Annotated in this window: 21 protein-coding genes, 1 tRNA gene and 1 pseudogene; 16 read left to right on the top strand and 7 right to left on the bottom strand. The window is 62.0% G+C overall.

Features of this window, described 5'->3' with window-relative positions:
• Positions 1-363 precede the first annotated feature (363 nt).
• From rpoD to J2Z31_RS16035, 7 genes are all read left to right on the top strand, one after another.
• Complete coding sequence (rpoD, locus tag J2Z31_RS16005) at positions 364-2,418, top strand: RNA polymerase sigma factor RpoD (RefSeq protein WP_209602563.1); 2,055 nt, start codon at positions 364-366, stop codon at positions 2,416-2,418.
• Between the two features lie 320 nt (positions 2,419-2,738).
• Positions 2,739-3,032, top strand: a complete 294-nt coding sequence (locus J2Z31_RS16010) for a GYD domain-containing protein (protein ID WP_209602564.1) — start codon at positions 2,739-2,741, stop codon at positions 3,030-3,032.
• A gap of 156 nt (positions 3,033-3,188) precedes the next feature.
• Positions 3,189-3,758, top strand: a complete 570-nt coding sequence (locus tag J2Z31_RS16015; RefSeq protein ID WP_209602565.1) for a transglycosylase SLT domain-containing protein — start codon at positions 3,189-3,191, stop codon at positions 3,756-3,758.
• A gap of 198 nt (positions 3,759-3,956) precedes the next feature.
• A complete protein-coding gene (locus J2Z31_RS16020; RefSeq protein WP_209602566.1) occupies positions 3,957-4,310 on the top strand; it encodes a DUF1428 domain-containing protein in 354 nt (117 codons plus the stop codon).
• A 143-nt stretch (positions 4,311-4,453) separates the two neighbouring features.
• Positions 4,454-4,876, top strand: a complete 423-nt coding sequence (locus J2Z31_RS16025; protein WP_209602964.1) for a secondary thiamine-phosphate synthase enzyme YjbQ — start codon at positions 4,454-4,456, stop codon at positions 4,874-4,876.
• A gap of 18 nt (positions 4,877-4,894) precedes the next feature.
• Positions 4,895-5,302: a ketosteroid isomerase-related protein gene (locus tag J2Z31_RS16030; protein WP_209602567.1), complete on the top strand. Its 408-nt coding sequence runs from the start codon at positions 4,895-4,897 to the stop codon at positions 5,300-5,302.
• 288 nt (positions 5,303-5,590) lie between these two features.
• Positions 5,591-5,962 (top strand): hypothetical protein, encoded by a 372-nt coding sequence (locus tag J2Z31_RS16035; protein WP_209602568.1) that lies wholly within the window; start codon positions 5,591-5,593, stop codon positions 5,960-5,962.
• Between the two features lie 140 nt (positions 5,963-6,102).
• Here the strand turns inward: J2Z31_RS16035 and J2Z31_RS16040 are convergent, their stop codons facing one another.
• Positions 6,103-6,882, bottom strand: coding sequence for an SIMPL domain-containing protein (locus tag J2Z31_RS16040; RefSeq protein WP_209602569.1), 780 nt, complete (start codon positions 6,880-6,882; stop codon positions 6,103-6,105).
• A 148-nt stretch (positions 6,883-7,030) separates the two neighbouring features.
• Between J2Z31_RS16040 and J2Z31_RS16045 the strand changes: the two genes are divergently transcribed.
• Positions 7,031-7,106, top strand: a tRNA-Ile gene (locus J2Z31_RS16045).
• 257 nt (positions 7,107-7,363) lie between these two features.
• Here J2Z31_RS16045 and J2Z31_RS29360 read toward each other — a convergent pair.
• Positions 7,364-7,573 (bottom strand): annotated as a pseudogene (locus tag J2Z31_RS29360) (molybdate ABC transporter substrate-binding protein); the annotation flags it as partial.
• 225 nt (positions 7,574-7,798) lie between these two features.
• Here J2Z31_RS29360 and J2Z31_RS16050 point away from each other — a divergent pair.
• Positions 7,799-8,284 carry a VOC family protein gene (locus J2Z31_RS16050; protein ID WP_209602570.1) on the top strand — a complete coding sequence of 162 codons (486 nt, stop codon included), beginning with the start codon at positions 7,799-7,801 and terminating at the stop codon, positions 8,282-8,284.
• Complete coding sequence (locus J2Z31_RS16055; protein WP_209602571.1) at positions 8,281-8,502, top strand: DUF4287 domain-containing protein; 222 nt, start codon at positions 8,281-8,283, stop codon at positions 8,500-8,502. Before J2Z31_RS16050 ends, J2Z31_RS16055 begins: the two co-directional genes overlap by 4 nt.
• Positions 8,503-8,518: 16 nt before the next feature.
• Here the strand turns inward: J2Z31_RS16055 and J2Z31_RS16060 are convergent, their stop codons facing one another.
• Positions 8,519-9,511, bottom strand: a complete 993-nt coding sequence (locus J2Z31_RS16060) for a LysR family transcriptional regulator (RefSeq protein WP_209602572.1) — start codon at positions 9,509-9,511, stop codon at positions 8,519-8,521.
• Positions 9,512-9,560: 49 nt separating this feature from the next.
• On the opposite strand from J2Z31_RS16060, the gene J2Z31_RS16065 reads away from it, so the two are divergent.
• A complete protein-coding gene (locus J2Z31_RS16065) occupies positions 9,561-10,547 on the top strand; it encodes an MBL fold metallo-hydrolase (RefSeq protein WP_209602573.1) in 987 nt (328 codons plus the stop codon).
• A gap of 188 nt (positions 10,548-10,735) precedes the next feature.
• Here the strand turns inward: J2Z31_RS16065 and J2Z31_RS16070 are convergent, their stop codons facing one another.
• The 4 genes from J2Z31_RS16070 to J2Z31_RS16085 all read right to left on the bottom strand — a co-directional run bounded on the left by J2Z31_RS16070 (position 10,736) and on the right by J2Z31_RS16085 (position 15,758).
• Positions 10,736-11,197 (bottom strand): DUF4126 family protein, encoded by a 462-nt coding sequence (locus tag J2Z31_RS16070; protein ID WP_209602574.1) that lies wholly within the window; start codon positions 11,195-11,197, stop codon positions 10,736-10,738.
• 107 nt (positions 11,198-11,304) lie between these two features.
• Positions 11,305-12,135 (bottom strand): alpha/beta fold hydrolase, encoded by an 831-nt coding sequence (locus J2Z31_RS16075; RefSeq protein WP_209602575.1) that lies wholly within the window; start codon positions 12,133-12,135, stop codon positions 11,305-11,307.
• A 257-nt stretch (positions 12,136-12,392) separates the two neighbouring features.
• Positions 12,393-12,941 (bottom strand): type 1 glutamine amidotransferase family protein, encoded by a 549-nt coding sequence (locus J2Z31_RS16080; protein ID WP_209602576.1) that lies wholly within the window; start codon positions 12,939-12,941, stop codon positions 12,393-12,395.
• Between the two features lie 96 nt (positions 12,942-13,037).
• Positions 13,038-15,758, bottom strand: a complete 2,721-nt coding sequence (locus tag J2Z31_RS16085; protein ID WP_209602577.1) for a winged helix-turn-helix domain-containing protein — start codon at positions 15,756-15,758, stop codon at positions 13,038-13,040.
• Positions 15,759-16,097: 339 nt separating this feature from the next.
• On the opposite strand from J2Z31_RS16085, the gene J2Z31_RS16090 reads away from it, so the two are divergent.
• From J2Z31_RS16090 to J2Z31_RS16110, 5 genes are all read left to right on the top strand, one after another.
• The gene (locus J2Z31_RS16090; protein ID WP_209602578.1) at positions 16,098-16,463 is read left to right on the top strand and encodes a helix-turn-helix domain-containing protein; all 366 of its coding nucleotides are present in this window, start codon (positions 16,098-16,100) and stop codon (positions 16,461-16,463) included.
• Positions 16,464-16,470: 7 nt separating this feature from the next.
• Positions 16,471-18,291, top strand: a complete 1,821-nt coding sequence (locus tag J2Z31_RS16095; protein WP_209602579.1) for a tetratricopeptide repeat protein — start codon at positions 16,471-16,473, stop codon at positions 18,289-18,291.
• Positions 18,292-18,309: 18 nt separating this feature from the next.
• On the top strand, positions 18,310-18,525 hold the full coding sequence (locus tag J2Z31_RS16100) for a hypothetical protein (RefSeq protein ID WP_209602580.1): 216 nt from the start codon (positions 18,310-18,312) through the stop codon (positions 18,523-18,525).
• Positions 18,522-19,736 (top strand): YcaO-like family protein, encoded by a 1,215-nt coding sequence (locus tag J2Z31_RS16105; RefSeq protein WP_209602581.1) that lies wholly within the window; start codon positions 18,522-18,524, stop codon positions 19,734-19,736. The genes J2Z31_RS16100 and J2Z31_RS16105 overlap by 4 nt, the downstream gene beginning before the upstream one ends.
• 247 nt (positions 19,737-19,983) lie before the next feature.
• The gene (locus J2Z31_RS16110) at positions 19,984-20,202 is read left to right on the top strand and encodes a hypothetical protein (protein WP_209602582.1); all 219 of its coding nucleotides are present in this window, start codon (positions 19,984-19,986) and stop codon (positions 20,200-20,202) included.
• Positions 20,203-20,207: the final 5 nt, after the last annotated feature.

The following is a 20,207-nucleotide window of genomic DNA, read 5'->3' on the forward strand; positions in this document are numbered from 1 at the left end:
CTCCTACATGTTGAGCGAACGCTGAAATGCGGCAAAACATCCTGTCAACACCGATTTTGGCCGGTTTGCGCGGTTTTTCACCGGAAAAGCTTGACGGGATCGAAAATTCTGGGAATCACCATTTCGAGCAGAAATGGCGACATGGTACGGCGGATAGGGATTCATGCCAGGGACAACTGAGTGGCAGGACTGTCGAAGCTTGCCCGCGCAACCGCGATCGCTGTCGTGGTTAATCAGGAATTAAATATCATCCCGTTACGTCAGGGGAAATGAATCGGTGGCGGGTACGCGGCGTGCCCGAAACCCCCGAGCGGCATTGGGCACCGGGTGCATGCCGGTTGCGACAAGGAAAGCGACGAATAAATGGCAACAAAAGTCAAAGAAAACGAAGAAGCCGACGTTGAACGCGAAGGTGCGCCGGACGGTCCGCTTCTCGATCTTTCCGACGACGCTGTCAAGAAGATGATCAAGGCCGCCAAGAAGCGCGGCTATGTGACGATGGACGAGCTCAACTCCGTCCTGCCCTCCGAGGAAGTGACCTCCGAGCAGATCGAGGACACGATGGCCATGCTCTCCGACATGGGCATCAATGTCATCGAGGATGAGGATGCCGAGGAGGCCGCGGCCGGCGATGACGAGGACAGCGGCGACGAGGGTGAGAGCGAGGGCGGCGAACTTGCGACCGTCGGCGGCACCGCACTTGCGACCAGCAAGAAGAAGGAGCCGACCGACCGCACCGACGACCCGGTGCGCATGTACTTGCGCGAGATGGGCTCGGTGGAGCTTCTTTCCCGCGAAGGCGAAATCGCCATCGCCAAGCGCATCGAGGCCGGCCGTGAAACGATGATCGCCGGCTTGTGCGAAAGCCCGCTCACCTTTCAGGCGCTGATCATCTGGCGCGACGAACTGAACGAGGGCCAGACGCTCTTGCGCGAGATCATCGATCTCGAGACCACCTATTCCGGTCCCGAGGCCAAGGCTGCACCGCAGTTCCAGAGCCCGGAAAAGATCGAGGCGGACCGCAAGGCCGCCGAAGAGAAGGAAAAGGTGCGCAAGACGCGCGTTGCCGCCAATGATGACGACATTACCAATGTCGGCGGCGAAGGGCAGCCGATCGAGGAAGAGGAGGAGGACGACGACGAGTCGAACCTCTCTCTCGCCGCGATGGAAGCGGAACTGCGCCCGCAGGTGATGGAGACGCTCGACGTCATCGCCGAGACCTACAAGAAGCTGCGCAAGCTGCAGGATCAGCAGGTGGAAGCCCGCCTGGCCGCGACCGGCACGCTGTCGCCGGCGCAGGAGCGCCGCTACAAGGAACTGAAGGACGAGCTAATCAAGGCGGTGAAGTCGCTGTCGCTCAACCAGAACCGCATCGATGCGCTGGTCGAGCAGCTTTACGACATTTCCAAGCGCCTGACGCAGAATGAAGGCCGGCTGCTGCGGCTCGCTGAATCCTATGGCGTCCGTCGCGAGGCGTTCCTGGAGCAATATTCCGGCGCGGAGCTCGACCCGAACTGGATGAAGTCGATCAGCAATCTCGCCGGCAAGGGTTGGAAGGAGTTTGCCAGGGCAGAGAACCAGACGATCCGCGACATCCGCCAGGAGATCCAGAATCTTGCGACCGAAACCGGCATCTCCATCGCCGAGTTCCGCCGCATCGTCTCGATGGTGCAGAAAGGCGAGCGCGAAGCACGCATCGCCAAGAAGGAGATGGTCGAGGCGAACCTGCGTCTCGTGATCTCGATCGCCAAGAAGTACACGAACCGCGGACTGCAGTTCCTGGATCTCATCCAGGAAGGCAATATCGGCCTGATGAAGGCCGTCGACAAGTTCGAGTACCGTCGCGGTTACAAGTTCTCGACCTATGCCACCTGGTGGATCCGGCAGGCGATCACCCGTTCGATCGCCGACCAGGCCCGCACCATCCGCATTCCGGTGCACATGATCGAGACGATCAACAAGATCGTGCGCACCTCGCGCCAGATGCTGCATGAGATCGGCCGCGAGCCGACGCCGGAGGAACTGGCGGAAAAGCTCGCAATGCCGCTCGAGAAGGTCCGCAAGGTCCTGAAGATCGCCAAGGAGCCGATCTCGCTCGAAACGCCGGTCGGCGACGAGGAGGATTCGCACCTCGGTGATTTCATCGAGGACAAGAACGCGCTGCTGCCGATCGACGCAGCGATCCAGGCGAACCTGCGCGAGACGACCACGCGCGTTCTCGCTTCGCTGACGCCGCGCGAGGAGCGCGTTTTGCGCATGCGCTTCGGCATCGGCATGAACACCGATCACACGCTCGAAGAGGTCGGGCAGCAGTTCTCGGTCACCCGCGAGCGTATCCGCCAGATCGAGGCGAAGGCGCTGAGGAAACTGAAGCACCCGAGCCGTTCGCGCAAGCTGCGCTCGTTCTTGGACAGCTGATCGGCACTTCGCCCGGACGGGCTCCAGCAACTGAAACCTTGGAAGAAGCCGGGCCGGACGCCCGGCTTCTTCGTTTCTGCGGCCGAACCTGGTCCTGTCAACTGCTCCCGATTTGAAGAGACATGCGCCAGGTGCAGGTTTATACTTTCCCCTGCAGCGAAGGGGGCACTCGTTTTGCAGTGCGGGTGGAGTAGTTGCACCGCAGGCGTCGTGCCGGAGAGCGCCACCCTAATTCCGACATCAGCGCTCCAGCCCTTTGATATCATAGCATCTTGGGCGCCTTCATTCGAAGACGGGATGCTTTTTTTGGGAGGTGTGAGATGACCACTTACGTCGTGCTTCTCAATTGGACCGAGCAGGGTATCAAGAACATACGCGAGTCTCCGAAGCGGCTGGATGCAGCCAAGAAAGTGCTCTCGGAGATGGGCGGCACCTTCAAGGATTTCTATCTCACCATGGGTGAATACGACATGGTCGCAATCTGCGAAGCGCCGGACGATGCGGTCGCGGCACGATTCGCACTGACGCTCGGCACGCAAGGGAATGTGCGCACCCGTACCTTGAAGGCCTTCCCCGAGGCCGCCTATCGCGAACTGATCGGCACACTCGGCTAGGCGTAATCGGCCGGTTGCTGCCGCAGCACGGCGCTCCCCGCATCCTGTTGCGCCGTGCTGCGGCTGGCCGCCGTTGCCCCTATCATTCGACATCGATTCAATACCGATCCTTAACGTTTACGCTTTATCAATCTCTCGCATACGAGAGGTTGAGCGATGCGTTGCGTTTTTGTCGTCGTCCTCCTGTTGCTGGCCGGCTGCGGATCGGTGCCGAAGAACACCCGGAACGCCTGCGCGGTCTTCGAGCAGCGAGATGGGCTTATCCACAATTGGCGCCGCGCCGCCTATAGCGCGGAGCGCGAATACGGCGTGCCGGTGCCGGTGCTGATGGCGACGGTCTACACCGAGTCCGGTTTTCGCCATAACGCGCGGCCGCCGCGCACCATGCTCTTCGGCTTCATTCCCTGGAAGCGGATTTCGACGGCCTACGGCTATTCGCAGGCGCTCGACGGCACCTGGGCGCGCTACCAGGCCGAGACCGGACGCTGGATGGCGCGCCGCACCGACTTTGCCGACGCAATCCGTTTTATCGCGTGGTACCACAACGAAAGCCATCGCCGGAACGGCATTGCGCTCAACGATCCCTATCGGCTTTACATCGCCTATTACCATGGCCACGGCGGCTATCAGCGCGGCAACTGGAGCGATACGGCGAAAGCCGGCGCCAAGCGGGCGACCGGGATGGCGTCGATATACGCGCGGCAATTGCAAGGCTGCGGCGGGTAGCGCATCGGCCCGAAAATAGTACCCGATTTTCGGAAAGCTCGATGCGCAAATCCAGAGAGTTACCGCGACCTTTGCGCGTCTGAAAAGACGCGCGGCGCTGTAAAGGTCCTGCGCCTCATCGCAGAATTTTACTAACGAGCTGTCGGAACTTTTCCGTCGCCATCGTCCTTTGGTGTCTTTCGAACGGAGGAGACGAACATGGCATATGTGGATGGTTTCATCGTCGCGGTGCCGAAGGCGAATGTCGAGGCCTACAAGGATCTGGCGCGCAAGGCCGGCGCCGTCTGGAAGGAACATGGTGCGCTGGAGTATGTCGAATGCCTGGGAGACGACGTGCCCTATGGCGAGGTGACGTCCTTCCCGCGTGCGGTACAGGCCAAGGAGGACGAGACGGTTGTCTTTTCCTGGGTCGTCTATCCCTCCCGCCAGGATCGCGATGCCGTTATTGCCAAGGTGATGGCGGACCCGCGGCTGCAAGGCGACGAGTGGAAATCGATCTTCGATGGCAAGCGCTTGATCTATGGCGGCTTCGAGAGCTTCCTGGAAATGTGACCGCTTTCACAAGCGCTCCGCGGTGCCTCGAGGCAACATTTAACTTGCGGTCGATTTCAGGGTAAAGTTGTCGCCAATCCAAACCTTTAGGAGGGGCGCAGGTGCGTATCACCCGGCGCCTCTTGGAACCGGTCGATGACAAGATGCCGCAAACCGTGATCACAATCGCCACCAAAGGGCAGGGGCTTTACGAGTTTACCGACGAGGCGGCCGAATTCGTGCGACGCACAGGCGTGCCGGAGGGGCTGCTTACGCTTTTCGTGCGCCATACCTCGGCCTCGCTTCTCATTCAGGAGAATGCCGATCCGGACGTCAAGCGCGATCTCAGGGAATTCTTTCACCGGGTGGTGCCGCCAACCTCCGATGCTTCGATGCACTGGGTCGTCCATAGGCAGGAAGGGCCGGACGACATGCCCGCCCATATCAAGGCGGCCCTGACCCAGGTTTCGATCGGCGTGCCGGTGATGGAAGGGCGGATGGCGCTCGGCACCTGGCAGGGGCTTTATCTTTTCGAGCACCGCGACCACCCGCATCGCCGCGAAATCGTGCTGCATCTCGGCAATTAACGAGGACAGGGGGAGAGGATGACAGACGCTCAGACGATCGCCAGCCGCTTCATCGAGGCGGTGAACGCGCGCGACTTCGAGATGCTTGCTCGCCTCGTCGACGAGGACGTCGCGTTCGATTCGCTTACCGGCCAGCGGACGGTCGGCGTCGAGCCGTTGCGGGCCTGGATCATGAGCTATCTGCGCCATTTCGACGAGACCTTCAGCGACGTGGTGCTCATGCATGACGGCTTCGGACAACATGTGGCGGCCGACACGACCGTCCACGGAACCTATCGCGAGACCATGGCCGGCTTTCCCGAGGCGTCCGGTCAGATCTATTCCATACCCAGCGTCTTCGTCTTCGAGATCGAGGATGGAGCGATTACCCGGCTCAGCCACTATCGAAACATTCGCCTCTTCGAACGGGAATTGGCGGCCGGCTGACCAGCGCGAGCTTCGCGGATGGTCCTATCGAGCCGCGGCGCGCGGCTCTAGGGGCAGGAACGAATCCCCCTCGCCATTCGTTTTCTGAACGAAAGGAATGGGTTGGCGGCTGCTGGCCCCCGCCGGCCTGGATTGCGAGAGGCTGGCGGTCGGCGGGGGTTTGGCAGCGCCCAACCTGAACAGCACGTGAATGGAGGGTTCCGGGTGCGTTCAGCTTTCCCGCTCTATAGTCGGGTCAATGGTTGAACAAAGCCACGATAAGAACCCTCGCCACACCGGAGAAACACCATGAAGAAGTTCTTCATCAATGCTGCCGTCGCCGCGGTCGTCGGGCTCACCGGTCTTACCGGTGCCGCCACCACCGCTTCAGCCGAGTCGCTCGTGTTCGAGCTCGGTCGGGGCGGCGTAGACGTTTATCATGATCGCGATCGCGATCGTGATTGGCGCCGCGACCGTTGGGACCGCGGTGAAGGTTGGGGCCGCCGCAGCCGCTGCGTACCGGGTCTCGCAGTCGAAAAGGCGCGTGACCGCGGCCTGCGCCGTGCGCACGTTGCCGACATCTCGCGCCGCCAGGTCGTCGTCGCAGGCCGCCGCTACGGCGAACGCCGCGCGATCGTCTTCGCCAACGTCCGCGGCTGCCCGATCATCGGCCGCTGGTAACCCAGTTCGTTCTGTCTCCCCCCGCTGACGGAAAAAGGGAGCCCCCCCACGCTTTCGCGTCGGGGGCTCTTTTGCGTTCGGTCGTTCCGAGATGGAGTGCCAGTCTCGGCCCGCTCTGGCCTGCCGGCCGCCGCCCGAACCTACTGATCGATCGCGAAGGTCACGTTGACGGTGACATTATAGGCGCTCTCGCCGGTAGCGATCGGGACCTGATCGGCAGCGGCTTCCTTAGCCATTCGCGCGAACGGCACCGGCGGCTCGGGGCGGGGCTCCTGCTCGGCGAGCTCGATCAGCCGGCCGAGCGACACGCCGGCGGCTTCGGCAAGCACCCTGGCCTTGCCGATCGCGTCGGCGACCGCGGCCTTGCGGGCTTCGGTGATCACCGCGTCCGGCTTGTCGTTGGTGAATTCGATACCGCCCGCCTGGTTGACACCGAGCGAAACCGAGCTGTCGATGACCTCGCCGAGCCTTGAGAGGTCGCGCACGCGCACGGTGACGCCATTGACGACCTGATAGCCGACGAGTTCTGGCGGCCGGCTGCCGCCGTCATCGCTCGGCGGATAATGATATTGCGGGTTGATCGAAAAGCCGCTCGTCTGCAGGTCGCGATCGGCGATGCCCGCTTGCCTCAGCGCCGCAAGCACCTCCGTCATCGCCTTGTTGTTGGCGTCGAGCGCCTCGCGCGCAGTCTTCGCGTCCTTGACGACGCTCAATTGCAGGATCGCCAAGTCCGGCGCCGTCGTTGCGCGGCCCTCGCCGGAGACCTTGATCACCGCCTGGCGGCCACGGGGAGCATCCGCGCGCCCCTTGCCGTTCTCTTTGCCGTTGTCTTGCGCCAGGGCGGAGACCGCGAAAGCGCCGGCAAGGGCGGCGGCGACCGCGACGATCCGGACCGGGCGGGCAATGCGTGTAGAAATCATGGATGTTTCTCTCCGGTTGTTTTTCGCAATCCATGCTTATCGATTGTGTAGGCATTGCGGCAATGGCTTGTCGGCAAAAAGGTTTTCGGTTACAGCCATTCACGACCCCGCGAATTGCCATTGGTTCGCGGGCCGGCTGTTGCCGAAAGGGCCTGTAGCTCAATGGTTAGAGCCGGCGGCTCATAACCGCTTGGTTGGGGGTTCGAGTCCCTCCGGGCCCACCATTTTCTTCTTTTCCAGGGAGTTGAGTAGGGTTTGGATGGGCAATGACGTCCATCTCCGACGAGCGGGGTCACATGAGCGACGACAACATCATTAAATTTAGACGACGGAAGCCAAAGCAGGAACCGAGGACGGTCGGTCCAAGGCGGCGGAAAGCACTCACCTGGCTCGCGGTGATAGCCGGAGTGGTCCTGGTGTGGGCGTATTACCAGTTCATCGCGCCGCCGATCCTCCCATAAGAGGGGGGTGCCGGCCAGCTTTAACAAGCGGCGCTTGACGCCTTTGCCGCCAAGGTGCCATCGACGTCAACCGACATCGGAGAGTCCGATAGTTGCTTGGCAGCTTCTGCGTTCCTCGGATCGGCGCTGATGCCAATGGCGAAATCGATGTAACTTTGAAGTTCCGCCGGAAACCGACCGACAAGCAAGACATCGGGAGCGGCGGCGAGAATTGAGCTTACGGGAACGACCGCTTAGCCTGGTCAGCTCATGCTGGGAAGACCTCCATACGACCGCTTCGCGCAAGGCGGCCGAGGGTTGCCTGCCGGCCAAGGCGTTTGGCCTGCGCAAAACGCGATGGGTAAAAAGGAGCAGATATTTTTTGATCATGATGTCGGATCGGTGCCGGCTGGTGCGTCACCGTATCATCAGGTCAGGCCCTCGATCTGATCGACAACAACCAGGAGGACGACGCGATGTCTAAGAACACCATTTGTCTATGGTACAACAAGGACGCTGAGGAAGCCGCCCGCTTCTATGCCGACACGTTCCCAGACAGCAAGATCGGAGCCATCATCCGCGCGCCCGGCAAATACCCCGACGGAGAAGAGGGAGACGTGTTGGTCGTCGAGTTCACAGTGGCAGGTGTCCCGTGCATCGGATTGAACGGCGGCCCCACATTCACGCACAGCGAAGCCTTCTCATTCCAGATCAATACCGAGAATCAGGAAGAGACAGATCGCTATTGGAACGCCATCGTGGGCAATGGCGGTCAGGAGAGCGAATGCGGCTGGTGCAAGGACAAGTGGGGAGTATCCTGGCAGATCACACCTCGCATTCTAATGGAGGCGCTTGCAGCAGGTGGCGAACAAGCGAAGCGCGCATTCGACGCGATGATGACGATGAGGAAAATCGACGTAGCCGTGATCGATGCGGCACGAAAAGGGGGTGACGCGCGATGACCACCGAGAAGATCAAAGGACCTGCTTCCTATTTTCCATCAATCGAGAAGAAATACGGCCGTCCTATCGATGAATGGCAAGAGCTCGTGCGAAAGCACCATCCTGCGAAGCACATGGAACTTGTCGGTATACTGAAGAGCGAACACGGAATGGGCCACGGTCATGCGAACGCGGTCGTGGCGCACACTCTCGCGGAAGATAAGCAGGCAGACTCTTAACGGAGTGTGCTGCGGATCATGGCCGTTCAATTAAGCCGGAATGGACACCTTTCCAATCGTAGGAGCGCAAGAAGCTCACCAATGCTCGCATGGCGGCGCTGGAGTGTCTTTTGCTCGGGTAATAAAGATACCAGCTTGGCAAAAGGGGGCTCCAGTCCTTCAGAACCTCCGTCAACCGGCCGTTCGCCAGGTAGGGTGTGGCGTAGTCCTCGAAGACATGGGCTAATCCGCATCCGGCGACAGCGGCCTGCAGTTCGTTGCGTGCTGAACTCACCGTCAATCGCCCTTCCGGCAAGACTTCCAGTGTGTCTCCGCCGTTTTCAAATTTCCAGGATACCAGTGTGCCGCCGGGAAATCGTCGGCGAATGCAGTTGTGGCCAGCGAGATCGTTCGGCGTCAGAGGCAGGCCATGCTTGGCAATATAATCCGGCGACGCCACGATCGCGTATCGAAGCGATGGTCCCAGCGGGAGTGCGATCATATCTTGTGCCAGTTGCCTTCCGAACCGAACGCCCGCGTCAAAGCCTTGCTCGACGATGTCGATCACCGCTGCGTCGCTGACAAGTTCGACTTTGATGTCCGGGTACGTGTCCATAAAGGTGAACATTGCCGGACAGAGCAGGTGATCAATTGCCGGGCCCGGCGCATTGATGCGAAGGGTGCCGGACGGATTTTCCTTCAACTGGTTAAGGTCATCGACTGCGAGACGGATGTCCATCAAAGCTGGACCAAGGCGCTGAAGGAGACGCTGTCCCGCCTCCGTCGGCGCAACGCTTCTTGTTGTCCTGTTGAGCAGGCGGATGCCGAGCGCCTCTTCCAGAGCGTTGATTGTTTGGCTGAGTGCCGATGATGAAACGCCTCGCTCCAGGGCGGCCGCCCTGAATCCGCCGCATCTGACGATCGCCGCGAAAACATCCAGGCTATCCAAACGAAATTGATCCATTGCGAAGCCTACCTTATCAAGCTGAGTAGATTTGCTCGTCTTATCAGCGCAGTGATTTGAGGTCATCTAATACCTCCACCGCACATGCGGATTTTGCCGGCTGAAAGGAAAAGCAATGGATCGACTCACATTGAACCGACGAACGGTCATGGTTTCAGCGATTGCAGGAACGTCCGCTCTCCTGCTGGGAGGTTCAGCCGGATCAGGCAACGCGCAGGTGCAGAGCCCGGGCGCCAGCAATGTTGGATATTATCGATTTCGGGTCGGGCAGATCAAAGCGACGGTTTTGAGCGATGGCCTGATCGGCGGCCCACCGACGGTCTATGCCAACGATGCTCCCGAGGCCGAGCTGCGGGAGGTCCTTCGTCGCGCTTTCCTTCCCACCGATCACATGACCCTTCACCTCAACACGCTGCTGCTTGAGGTCGGCGACAGGCGGATATTGCTTGAGGCGGGAGCCGGGGCGACGATGGGACCGAATGCGGGGCGTGTGTTCGACAATCTCGCCGCCATCAGTCTCGATGCAGCCGATATCGACACGATCGTGGTGTCCCACACGCACCCTGATCACGTCGGCAACCTGCGCAATTCCGAAGGCAAAAAAGCATTTCCCAATGCCGTCGTCTACGCACCCCGCGCAGACTGGGATTTCTTCGTGCGCAACGATCCCGACCTCTCCTACATGCCGGTGGCGCGGGACTTTCGCTACCGGTTTGCAGCGGCGATCAAACGGAGTGTCGAACCGATCGCAAAGGGCATCGAGCTCTACGAGGCAGGTGCGGAAATCGTGCCGGGCCTCACCACGATAGCTGCGCCCGGGCATACGCCTGGCATGGCAACATTCCTGGTCCACTCAGGAAACGACCAACTGCTCCTGACTGCGGACCTTGCCTATCACCCGGTCGTCAACATCGACCATCCATGGCGACCCGGACCGGATAGAGACAAGGATACCGCGCTCGCGTCGCGCCGCCGCATATTCGATATGGCCGCGACCGATAGGCTCCTTGTTCTCGGGTTTCATTACCCGTTCCCGGGGCTGGGACGAATGCTCAAGACCGACATGGGTTACGCCTGGGTCCCGGCGGGCTGGCAGTTTTGACCAGAAATCGAACTGGAGGTTTTCTCATGACCCGAACGACAACGGTCGGCGGCGCTTTCTCGGTGCGATGGGTCTGACTGCCGCGGGCGCGGCGATCGCAGCAGACGCAAAAGGCGCAAGAAGCGCCAAGCCATGCGCTGCTCCCATCGACGCCCGCATCCTATTCGCTTGAGCAGCGTTGAGAGCGGTCAAGGCACGGCCGCCACGATGAGGAGAGCGCCGCCGATAGCCACGGCGTCCTCGATCAGAGCGGCCGGAGCGTCGCGTCGGAACGCTGCGGCGAGTTTGCCTCGGGCAGCAGCACCCCCAAGCGTCCCGGCAATCGCACCCAAGGTGCCAGCGAGTAAGCCTCCGGCGAGCGACCCTCCAGCCGCGCCCACGGTCGCCCCGGCGAGCGCCCCCATGAGAATGCGAGCGCCGAATTGTATCGGCACTTTGCGGGACGGGGTGTTCGGGAGCTGGTCGGTGACGAGCTCGACGAGCGCCAGCGCCGTGAAAACCCAAGGCGTCCACCTGTAGCCCATGAAGGCGAGCGGCGTCCCGGAGACATCGAACCAGCCGAGGTGGGCCGCCCAGGCGACGACCGCCGGGGCTGTCATTGCACGAAGACCTGCGATGAAGCCGATGAGCAGTGCGAGGACGTATGTCACCCGTATCCCCTTTCTCGATGCGTCTTTGTTGCCTGTCCAGCCAAACAGCATGGGGAGCCGCACCAGAACTATAGTCGCGGTGCGGCTCGCCTCGCCAAGGTAGCGGGTCAGTCGCGGATGAACTCCAGGAGGTCCGAGTTGATGATCTCGGGGTGGGTGGTGCACATGCCGTGAGGCAGGCCTTCGTAGGTCTTGAGCGTGCCGTGCTTCAGGAGCTTGACCGAAAGCGGAGCGGAGTCGGCATAGGGGACGATCTGGTCGTCGTCGCCGTGCATGACCAGCGTCGGCACCGTTATCCGCTCGAGGTCTTCGGTGAAGTCCGTCTCGGAGAACGCCTCGATGCAGTCGTAATGCGCCTTCGCGCCACCCATCATGCCCTGACGCCACCAATTGTCGATGACGCCCTGGCTGACTTTCGCGCCGGGACGGTTGAAGCCGTAGAACGGTCCGGCAGGAACGTCGAGGAAGAACTGGGCGCGGTTGGCGACGAGGGCGGCGCGGAAGCCGTCGAAGACCTCGATCGGCAGGCCGCCGGGGTTCCTGTCCGACTTCACCATGATCGGCGGAACCGCGCCGATCAGTACGGCTTTCGCTACGCGCCCGGACTTGGCCCTTGCGACGTAGTGCGCGACCTCGCCACCGCCCGTCGAGTGGCCGACATGGACCGCGTCCCTGAGATCGAGCGCATTCGTCAGCGCCGCGACATCGGCCGCATAAGTGTCCATTTCGTTGCCGGACCACGTCTGCGTGGAACGGCCGTGGCCGCGGCGGTCGTGCGCGACGACGCGGTAGCCCTTGTCCAGGAAGAACATCATCTGGGCGTCCCAGTCATCGGCGCTCAGCGGCCAACCGTGATGGAAGACGATGGGCTGGGCGTCGCGTGGTCCCCAGTCCTTGTAGAAAATTTCCGTTCCGTCCTCGGTCTTGATGAACGACATGTCCTCACTCCTCTTCTCGGTTGAAGTCGCTGGAGGCGCGGCCGACGTTTTGCCGGGCAATACCATTGCGGCGAGGGCGAAACCTCCCGCAAGCAGCACGTTCCGCCGTGTGGCCTCCGCCATGAATGCGTCTGATTGTTCATCCATTTGCATCTTCCTTGCGGTGCCTGCCTGAACGATTACAACCTCCTCCAGAAAGGGCGTTTTCGCGAGTTAAGTATCGTAAATCGGTGCAAAGGAGCGGTGTAGTCAGTGGGCTACGCTGTCGTCGCGAACTGCCTTCGAAGTTCGATCACGTTGAGGAGCGCGAGTGCCGCGAGCGCCGCAGACTGCCCACCGTCCCCGACGACCAGCAAGCCGCCCCCCGCGCCTTCGGCAGCGATATCGAGGCCTCGGCCGGGGATGATGGCCACGGGCTTCCTGTCTCCGAGGAAGGCTCGGATCACGGGCGCGACGCCGAGGTCGTCCGCCCCCCAGATCGATCCTGAAAATCCGATGCAGAACGCCGCGTCGAAATCGTCGATGACGATCTGCTCGAGGCTCAGAGTATCGGCAAGGTCATCTCGCGCGTCGCGATCCGAGAGGAAGCGTTGAACGCATCGCTCCTCGCTTGGGAACTGGCGCAGATCGGGGGCAAGCGCGGCATATCCGCCCGTCGGCGTGGCGAGAACTACGTCCGCCTTTACATCCTTGAATATGTAGTAGACGGGTGCAATTCGCTCGATGCTTATTTCAACGTTCGGGGCCTCACCAACCACATTCGCCGACATAATGATCAATAGGCGGATCGGTGTGGGATGGTCCATTTGCACTCTCCTCTTCCTGGCATTTGTGCACGGATCGGGGAGGGCGGACGAGTTGAGAGTTGTAAATCGGTGTAAACGGAACGCTCTAACCGCTTCTCAGGAAGGCATGGAAGGATCGCTTGCGGGACTGACCGGCGGTGGGTGCATCCCTCCATCACCCGGGCGCTCGATGTTAAACTCGTCGGCCTGGGCAGGGGCGAGCGCGGCGCGACACTGGGCAATGTCCTCCACGATGAGACGTTTCCATACCTCCGCCTTGTCGACGAGCGCGCTTTCGAGAGCGGTTTCGAACGCGGCCAGTGCCGACGATCCACCGCCCGCCGTCCGGGCTTCTATCTGCCCCTTGACTCGATATAGCTCGGGCAGGCACCAGCGCTCGCCAGAAGAGGCACAGCGGCCGAGCGCGGCATTGATTACCTCCAGCGCCTCTTCTGGGCAGCCTAAAGCGGCAAGAGCCTTGGCTTCCGTCGTCTGGAAGATCGTCTGGAAGAGCGTGAAGCCTGCCCCGACGAGCACGCCCATGCTCGAGCGTATTTGTGTCAGGCACTCGACCGGCTTTCCCGCTCTGAACTGAAGTTCGGCCTCGAAGCAGTCCGCATAGGTATTCCAGACGTCGAGTGACAGCGCTTTCGTGTGCTCGCGCAAGAGCTGGATGTATTCTGCTGCGAGGTCGTTTCGGCCGGAAAGCAAAGCGATCGGGCATGCCGCCTCCGCCAGGACGTTGCTGAGCGAAAGGTGGTGGCGGATGTCCAGCGCGTGACTGATAGTCTCCGCGATCTCACGCAAGGCGGCGTCCTCTTCCCCCAGAACCCAAAGGCACCGCGCCAGAACGATCCTCGCGGTCACTCGCTGGTCGAACTGGAAACGGACGGAATGCCGCCCGTCGGGAACCGTCTCGTATTCGGCCAGCATCATTCGGAGCTCGTCCGCCGCTTCCGCGTGTCGGCCGAGCCAGTGCAGCGTTGCTCCATGCATGCGGCGTCCGATGATAACGTCTGCCCGTTCGGGCGAGGATGACGCGACTGCCAGGTAACGATCGACCAGCTCGAGGGCGGGTCTCGGCTCCCCTCGGTTTGTGGCGTCTACCCACAGCGCCCATACGGCGCGCAGCTGGTAGTCAACGTCGCCCAGCTTTTCCGCGATGTGCAAGGCGGTCGTCCATGCGTCTATGCCATGCTTCGACGCAGCGGTGAATCGCATCTGTGGCCATCCAAGTGCAGCGTACAGCTTCATCCGGCTCCGCTCATCCAGGTCGGGTCGCGCGTCGAGGTGGCCGAGTGCCTTGGTTACGGCGATCAGACACTCATCGAGTAGGGAGAGACGGAAGAAGAGGGGCAGGGCGGCCACGGTCAACCGCACCGCTCGGAGGATGTCGCCCGAACTGCCGAAGCCCCAGTCGAGCGCAGCGCGAATGCTGGGCACCTGCTGCGCAAAGTCCTGTGACCACTCATCCATCGAGACGGAATAAATCTCCGCTTCCGCCGACTCGAGCAACGCGATGAGGTGTTCGGAAAAACTGGACATGACAACGGAGAACTCTCCGGCGTCGGCCAGTTTCTCCGAAGCGTAAAGGCGGGTCGTGTCGAGCAGGCGATAGACCGGCTCACCGCGGTGGGTGTCTGCGACCAGCAGCGATTTCGAGACAAGTGCCGCAACAAGGTCGTCGGCTTCGCCGCTGGAGATAACGGCGCGCGCGGCTTCTCCAGTAAAGCCGCCTGGCAATACCGAAAGTTCTTTCAGAGCCTGCTGCTCGGGCGGTGGGAGACGCAGATAGCTCCAGTCGATCGTGGCACGAAGCGTCTGATGCCGGGGAAGCGCGGTCCTGCGACCGCGCGACAGCACACGGAAGCAATCGGAGAGGGACCGTGACAGTGCGGCTACACCGAGCGACTCGAGGCGGCCCGCGGCAAGCTCGATTGCCAGCGCGATGCCGTCGAGCCTCGAGCAGATCTCCGCCACATAGGGCGCGTCGGCATCCGAAAATTCGTACCCTCCAAGACAGGCGTCGGCACGATCCACGAACAGCTGGACCGCAGGGGAAACCAAGGCGGCCGCGGCGGTGGCGGCCGACGGAGGAAGGCTTAAAGGCTGCAGGCGGTAGACGCGTTCGCCGCGTGCGCGGAGAGGTTCGCGGCTCGTTGTGAGTATTCGCGGCACTGTTGTCTGATCCAGCAGCGCTTCCGCGAATTCGGCGGCGTGATCCACAACGTGTTCACAGCTGTCCAGGACGACCACTACATTACGCGCATCGAGATGTGCGCTTATGTCCTGCACGATGTTGTCGGTGCGGATAGGGATGCCCAGCTCCGACGCGACCACGGTGGGGATCAGAAATCCATTTGCGACTTCCGAGAGGTCGATCCAGACCGCGTCGAGCTCTGCCGCACAGCTCGACAGGACGGCTTTCGCGACGGTTGACTTGCCAATGCCGCCCGGTCCGCAGATCGTGACCAGCCGCTCCTTGGCCAGTTGGCCCGCAATTCCGGCGATGCTTTCCTCCCGGCCGAAGATGCGCGCGGAAAAGCGTCCCGAGTGCGCATTCGCGAGCCGAGCGACACGTGGGAAAGCTGCCCGGTTGTTCCGTTCCAGAGGGGCGATGAACGCGTAGCCGCGTCCCGGAACGTTGCTTATGAACCGCGGAGAGCGCTGGCTATCACCAAGTGCCTTTCGGAGCGCCGAGAGATGCACCCTGAGGTTCGCTTCGTCGACAAACGTATTGGGCCAGACGTGCTTGACGATCTCGTCGTTGGTCTTCAACTCGCCGGGGTGCGATGCGAGGAATGACAGGATGTCGAGCGCCCGGCTTCCCAGGGGCACCGTTACTCCCTCCTTCAACAGGCTGCGCCTGGAGAGGATCAACCGAAATGGCCCGAAGCGTATTTCCTCTTCCAAAGCGCCGTCCTCTTGGAACTACCGAAGATTGAGCCGGCGACGCGTTGGTTGTCAATGTAACCGTGGAAGACGCGGATTGAATCTGAGTTCCACGGCGCTCAAACCCCGGCGACGTCAAGAGAGGCAGTCCAGAGGCATGCGGCGCGGACCAACATTCAATATCCACACGACCCTGTGCACTGCCCTAACCCTCGGGTTGCATCCCCTTCGCTTTTCAAGCATTCTTCTACATGAGCAGCCAGCGGATCAAGCGGGAGCCGTCGAATGGGACGTAGCTTGCCCAATTCCATCGACGTTTTTGTCGGGCATCGTATTCGGCTCCGTCGCCAGGCGCTGGAGATGAGCGAGGGCGACTTGGCTGCGGCTTTGGGCGTGGCCGCCGGAGAGATCCGCAAACATGAGAGGGGTGAGGAGCGGGTCTCGGCGGAGCGCCTTGAGAAGATCGCGGAAATTCTCGATGTGCATTTTTCCTTCTTTTTCGAAGATGTGCCGAATTCAGGCGGAGCGGGATCGGGCGAGATGATCGGGGCAGCGGGGATGGCTTCGAGTTTCCTGTCGCGGCGGACGCGGCGGCGTCCGATCCGGAGGGTCGTGCCGGGCCCGCGCGACTGGCGGTTTTCGGATCGCTGAGGTTTCTGTGGCAGGGGGCAACTATCATCTTCAGACTTTCGGGGAGTTGCGGCTGGTCGATACCAGCGGCGCGGTCGTCGCCTGCCCGGAGCGCGGCCTGCTGATCCTTGTCTTTCTTGCCGCATCGGAACGGAAGGTCGTCTCCCGCGAAAAACTGGCGGCTCTGATCTGGCCCGACCGGGAAAAGAGTGTTGCCTTCAACAACCTGCGCTCGACGCTCCGGCGCATGCGGCACCTGGCGAGCGGCGACGGGCCTGTCCTTTCGGCGACGGAAGCAGAGGTGGCGCTCGGCCCCATCTCCTCAGACCTCGCCGATTTCGAGGCGCCAAACGGATCGGAGGAGAGCTTCCGCAAGGCGCTTTCGCTCTGGCGGGAAACCTTTCTCGCTTTCGCGGACCTGCCGCCGGGGCGTTATGCGGAGTGGGTGGCGGAGAAGCGGCGCACCTTTACGGACCGGTTGCGGAACGCGCTGATTGAAGGCGAAGGGCGGTTTTCCGATCGGGCGACGCCGCGCACGGGGTGCATGCATCTGCTCGAGCTCGACCCGGCCGATACGGCGATCCTCGAAATTTTGGAGCGCGCCAGCCGCGGCCCGTTGCTGGAGGTCGCCTCGTCCAAGGCATTGCTGCCGCCCGTTCCATCTGTCCGGGAGACGCCGGTGGGTGGCAGCCCGCTGGAAATAGCCCCGGTGCCGCGGGTCGCGCTGCTTCCGCCCGCCGCCTTCGGCAGCGACCCCATGCTTCATGCCGTCAGCGCGGCGGTGATCGAGGACATCACCATTGGGCTCTGTTCGCTACGCTCGATGTCCGTCGTCGCACCCTATACCGCCGAGCGCATTCGCGAGGCGGCGGACAAGGCCGCTTTTCTCGAGAAGCACGACGTCACCTATGCGCTCGATTGCCGAATGTCGGATCAGGGCCTTTTCACCCAGCTCATCTTCCTGCCTTCGGATCAGATCGTCTGGGCGGGACGCTTTCCGATATCGCCGGTCGGCCTCCTGAAGCAGCGCGAGCAGATCGCCTATCATATCGCCCGGGCGGTCACGCATCGGGTCGAGACCGGGCAGGCGGAGCATCTGGATTATCTGGCGCATCCGGAGGCCTATTACGCCTATCTCGGGGGTCTGAGGCATCTTTCTGGCCTCGGCCTGCCGGAAGTTCGCCGGGCGCGCAACGACTTCCGCGAGGCGCTGAGGCACAAGAAGGATTTTGCGCCGGCGCTGAGCGGCATGGCTCGCACCTATGTGAATGAATGGCTTCTGACGGCACGTGCCGATGAGGAGCTTCTGTCGACCGCGGAGCGGCACGCGAAGTCTGCGATCGGGAGCAATGATGCGCTTTCCGCCGCCCATCGGGAAGTGGGTGTCGTCAAGCTCTATCGGGGCGATCTGGATGAGAGCCTGTTTTCGTTGGAGCAGGCCGAGCAGTTGAGCCCGCATTATGCCGACGTACTCTATAGCCATGCCGACACGCTTGTGCACGCTTCCCGTCCGGCAGAAGCGCTGGACAAGCTCGAGAGAGCGCTTTCGCTCAATCCTCTGGCGCCGGACGCCTATCTCTGGAGTGCCGCGGGTGCGAGCTACTTCCTCGGGCAATACGAAGAGTGCATCGACTTTGTTCAAAGGATGAAGGACAAGTCGCCGGCAGACAGGATCGTCGCTGCGAGTTGGGCGATGCTCGGTGACCGGAGGAGGGCGCGCCAGCACAGGATGCGGGCATCGAAGGCGAATCCGACCTTCGACGTCGACAGATGGCTTGCCGTCATTCCGTTCAGGGAGCAGTGGCAGAAGGACCTCTACCGCGAGGGATTGAAGAAAGCGGGTTTTTGACCGATGGAAGGAAGAAATATGGCTTCTGTTGTTGTGATCGGTATTCCCGGCGAGCCGGGCCTGTGGGTAGCAGATCTCGGAAATGGCACGGTAAAGCCGCTTGAATCGACGACGGGTGACCTCGCCACCGTGAACGCGTTGCGCAAGCCGGGCAGCGCCTTCGTCAAGAATGTCGATCTCGCGATCGCGGTATCTTCAGTCGAGAGGGTGTTTGCCGGTCACGTGGACTCGTGACCGGCATCGACGTCCAGGAACGGCTGAACTCGGGCAATAGCTATTCCGACCGGGTACGTCCCCCGGAAGAAACCTTCGCTCGCGTCCGGCCCTATCTTGCGGTTTTTGGCGTGACGCGCGTCGCCCGGCATACGGGCCTCGACAAGGTCGGAATCCCGGTCTGGTGCGCCTATACGCCGAATTCCCGTTCCATCGTCGTTGCGCAGGGCAAAGGCCTGACGGATCCGGAGGCGCGCATATCCGCCGTCATGGAAGCGCTGGAGCGCGCGGTTGCCAGCGACCCGGCGGTCGAAACAGTAGTGGCGGCGGCCGATGATCTCAGCGCCTCAGTGTTGGCCGTCGATCCGCTCGACGCGCTGATCGCCGCGGGGCAGGGGGATATCCGCCGAAACGAGAGGGTCGAATGGGTTCGCGGCACCGATCTTGTCTCCGGCGGCAACGTGTTCGTGCCGCTCGATGCAGCTCTTCTCGACCGCACGCGGCCCTCGCGTTTCTGGATGTCCTCCGACGGGCTTGCATCGGGCAATGTCCGGGGGGAGGCAATCCTGCACGGCCTTTTGGAGCGGGTCGAGCGCGACGCGCATGTTCTTTGGCAGGTGTCCGGTCCCGAGGCCCGCCTTCGGCAATGTATTGCCCCAGAGGCGCTCGGCGATCCGGAGCTCGACTCGCTCGTCGGCCGCATTCGCCATGCGGAGCTTGACCTGCGGCTCTTCGATATCACCAGCGACATCGCCATTCCCTGCTTCCTGGCGTTTCTCGGGCCGCGCGGCGCGGCGACCGCCAGGGACTTGCGCTATGTGGAGGTGACGAGCGGTTGCGGCGCGCACCCGTCCGCCATCCGCGCCGCCATCCGGGCAGTCACCGAGGCGGCGCAGTCGCGACTCACCTATATCAGCGGCGCCCGCGACGACGTCTATCCCGAGGCCTTCGATCGGGCGCTGCCGGAATCGACGCGGCGCGCATTTCTCGCAGTGCCTCGGGCGGAGGCGATTCAGCCTCCAGGCATCGGCGGCCGCGTCGATACGCTGCTGCGCCACGTCATTGATCGGCTGAAGGGTGTGGGTGTGGGGCGGGTGATCGCCGTGCCTCTTTCTTCCGACGACTTGCCCTTTTCCGTCGTCAAGGTCTTCGCCCCGGCGCTCGAGCATCCGGAGGGCGAACGTGCCCGCCGTTTCGGAGTCCGGGCCTTGTCGAAGGCGATTGCATCGTGAGGGGCGGGCGCAAGACCCCCTCCAACCCTCCCCACGAGGGGGAGGTGGCTACGGCCCCGCCGCAATCTTCCAATTTCGACCGGTCCACCGCCGCTGGAGCGGAGGACGGGCAGGGCGGATGAGAGCTATCACAGTTTGCGAAGGTGATGCGTTATACAACGCTTACGTGTGCAACGCTTGTGCAACGCGCAATATCGCAGAATTCGAATATAGTCGGACCGAGGGCAACGCTGGAAAGGGGGTTCAAATGACGCACTCTGTCTCGTCTTTGGCCGATTACGATTCGGAACTTGCGAGCATTGCGAGGATGCTGACGCACATCCGCGACAGCGCTCGCGCGCTCGATGCGCAGGCTTTGGAATATTGCGTCGATCTGGCGCTGCAGGCGGTCGCCAATGAAATACGGGACCGGCGCGACACCGTAACCGGGGCGGACCTCGACTTCGCGCCGCGAGTGCTGCAGTAGGGGGG

It is taken from the genome of Sinorhizobium kostiense, assembly GCF_017874595.1.
Lineage (GTDB): Bacteria > Pseudomonadota > Alphaproteobacteria > Rhizobiales > Rhizobiaceae > Sinorhizobium > Sinorhizobium kostiense.

Bases quoted from the DNA above. Each gene is read 5' to 3' on its own strand.
- J2Z31_RS16030 (WP_209602567.1), top strand. From the start codon at position 4,895: ATGACAGACGCTCAGACGATCGCCAGCCGCTTCATCGAGGCGGTGAAC.
- J2Z31_RS16025 (WP_209602964.1), top strand. From the start codon at position 4,454: ATGCCGCAAACCGTGATCACAATCGCCACCAAAGGGCAGGGGCTTTAC.
- J2Z31_RS16060 (WP_209602572.1), bottom strand. From the start codon at position 9,511: ATGACCTCAAATCACTGCGCTGATAAGACGAGCAAATCTACTCAGCTT.
- rpoD (WP_209602563.1), top strand. From the start codon at position 364: ATGGCAACAAAAGTCAAAGAAAACGAAGAAGCCGACGTTGAACGCGAA.
- J2Z31_RS16080 (WP_209602576.1), bottom strand. From the start codon at position 12,941: ATGGACCATCCCACACCGATCCGCCTATTGATCATTATGTCGGCGAAT.
- J2Z31_RS16015 (WP_209602565.1), top strand. From the start codon at position 3,189: ATGCGTTGCGTTTTTGTCGTCGTCCTCCTGTTGCTGGCCGGCTGCGGA.
- J2Z31_RS16110 (WP_209602582.1), top strand. From the start codon at position 19,984: ATGACGCACTCTGTCTCGTCTTTGGCCGATTACGATTCGGAACTTGCG.
- J2Z31_RS16075 (WP_209602575.1), bottom strand. From the start codon at position 12,135: ATGTCGTTCATCAAGACCGAGGACGGAACGGAAATTTTCTACAAGGAC.
- J2Z31_RS16050 (WP_209602570.1), top strand. From the start codon at position 7,799: ATGTCTAAGAACACCATTTGTCTATGGTACAACAAGGACGCTGAGGAA.
- J2Z31_RS16090 (WP_209602578.1), top strand. From the start codon at position 16,098: ATGGGACGTAGCTTGCCCAATTCCATCGACGTTTTTGTCGGGCATCGT.
- J2Z31_RS16010 (WP_209602564.1), top strand. From the start codon at position 2,739: ATGACCACTTACGTCGTGCTTCTCAATTGGACCGAGCAGGGTATCAAG.
- J2Z31_RS16100 (WP_209602580.1), top strand. From the start codon at position 18,310: ATGGCTTCTGTTGTTGTGATCGGTATTCCCGGCGAGCCGGGCCTGTGG.
- J2Z31_RS16065 (WP_209602573.1), top strand. From the start codon at position 9,561: ATGGATCGACTCACATTGAACCGACGAACGGTCATGGTTTCAGCGATT.
- J2Z31_RS16035 (WP_209602568.1), top strand. From the start codon at position 5,591: ATGAAGAAGTTCTTCATCAATGCTGCCGTCGCCGCGGTCGTCGGGCTC.
- J2Z31_RS16040 (WP_209602569.1), bottom strand. From the start codon at position 6,882: ATGATTTCTACACGCATTGCCCGCCCGGTCCGGATCGTCGCGGTCGCC.
- J2Z31_RS16055 (WP_209602571.1), top strand. From the start codon at position 8,281: ATGACCACCGAGAAGATCAAAGGACCTGCTTCCTATTTTCCATCAATC.
- J2Z31_RS16020 (WP_209602566.1), top strand. From the start codon at position 3,957: ATGGCATATGTGGATGGTTTCATCGTCGCGGTGCCGAAGGCGAATGTC.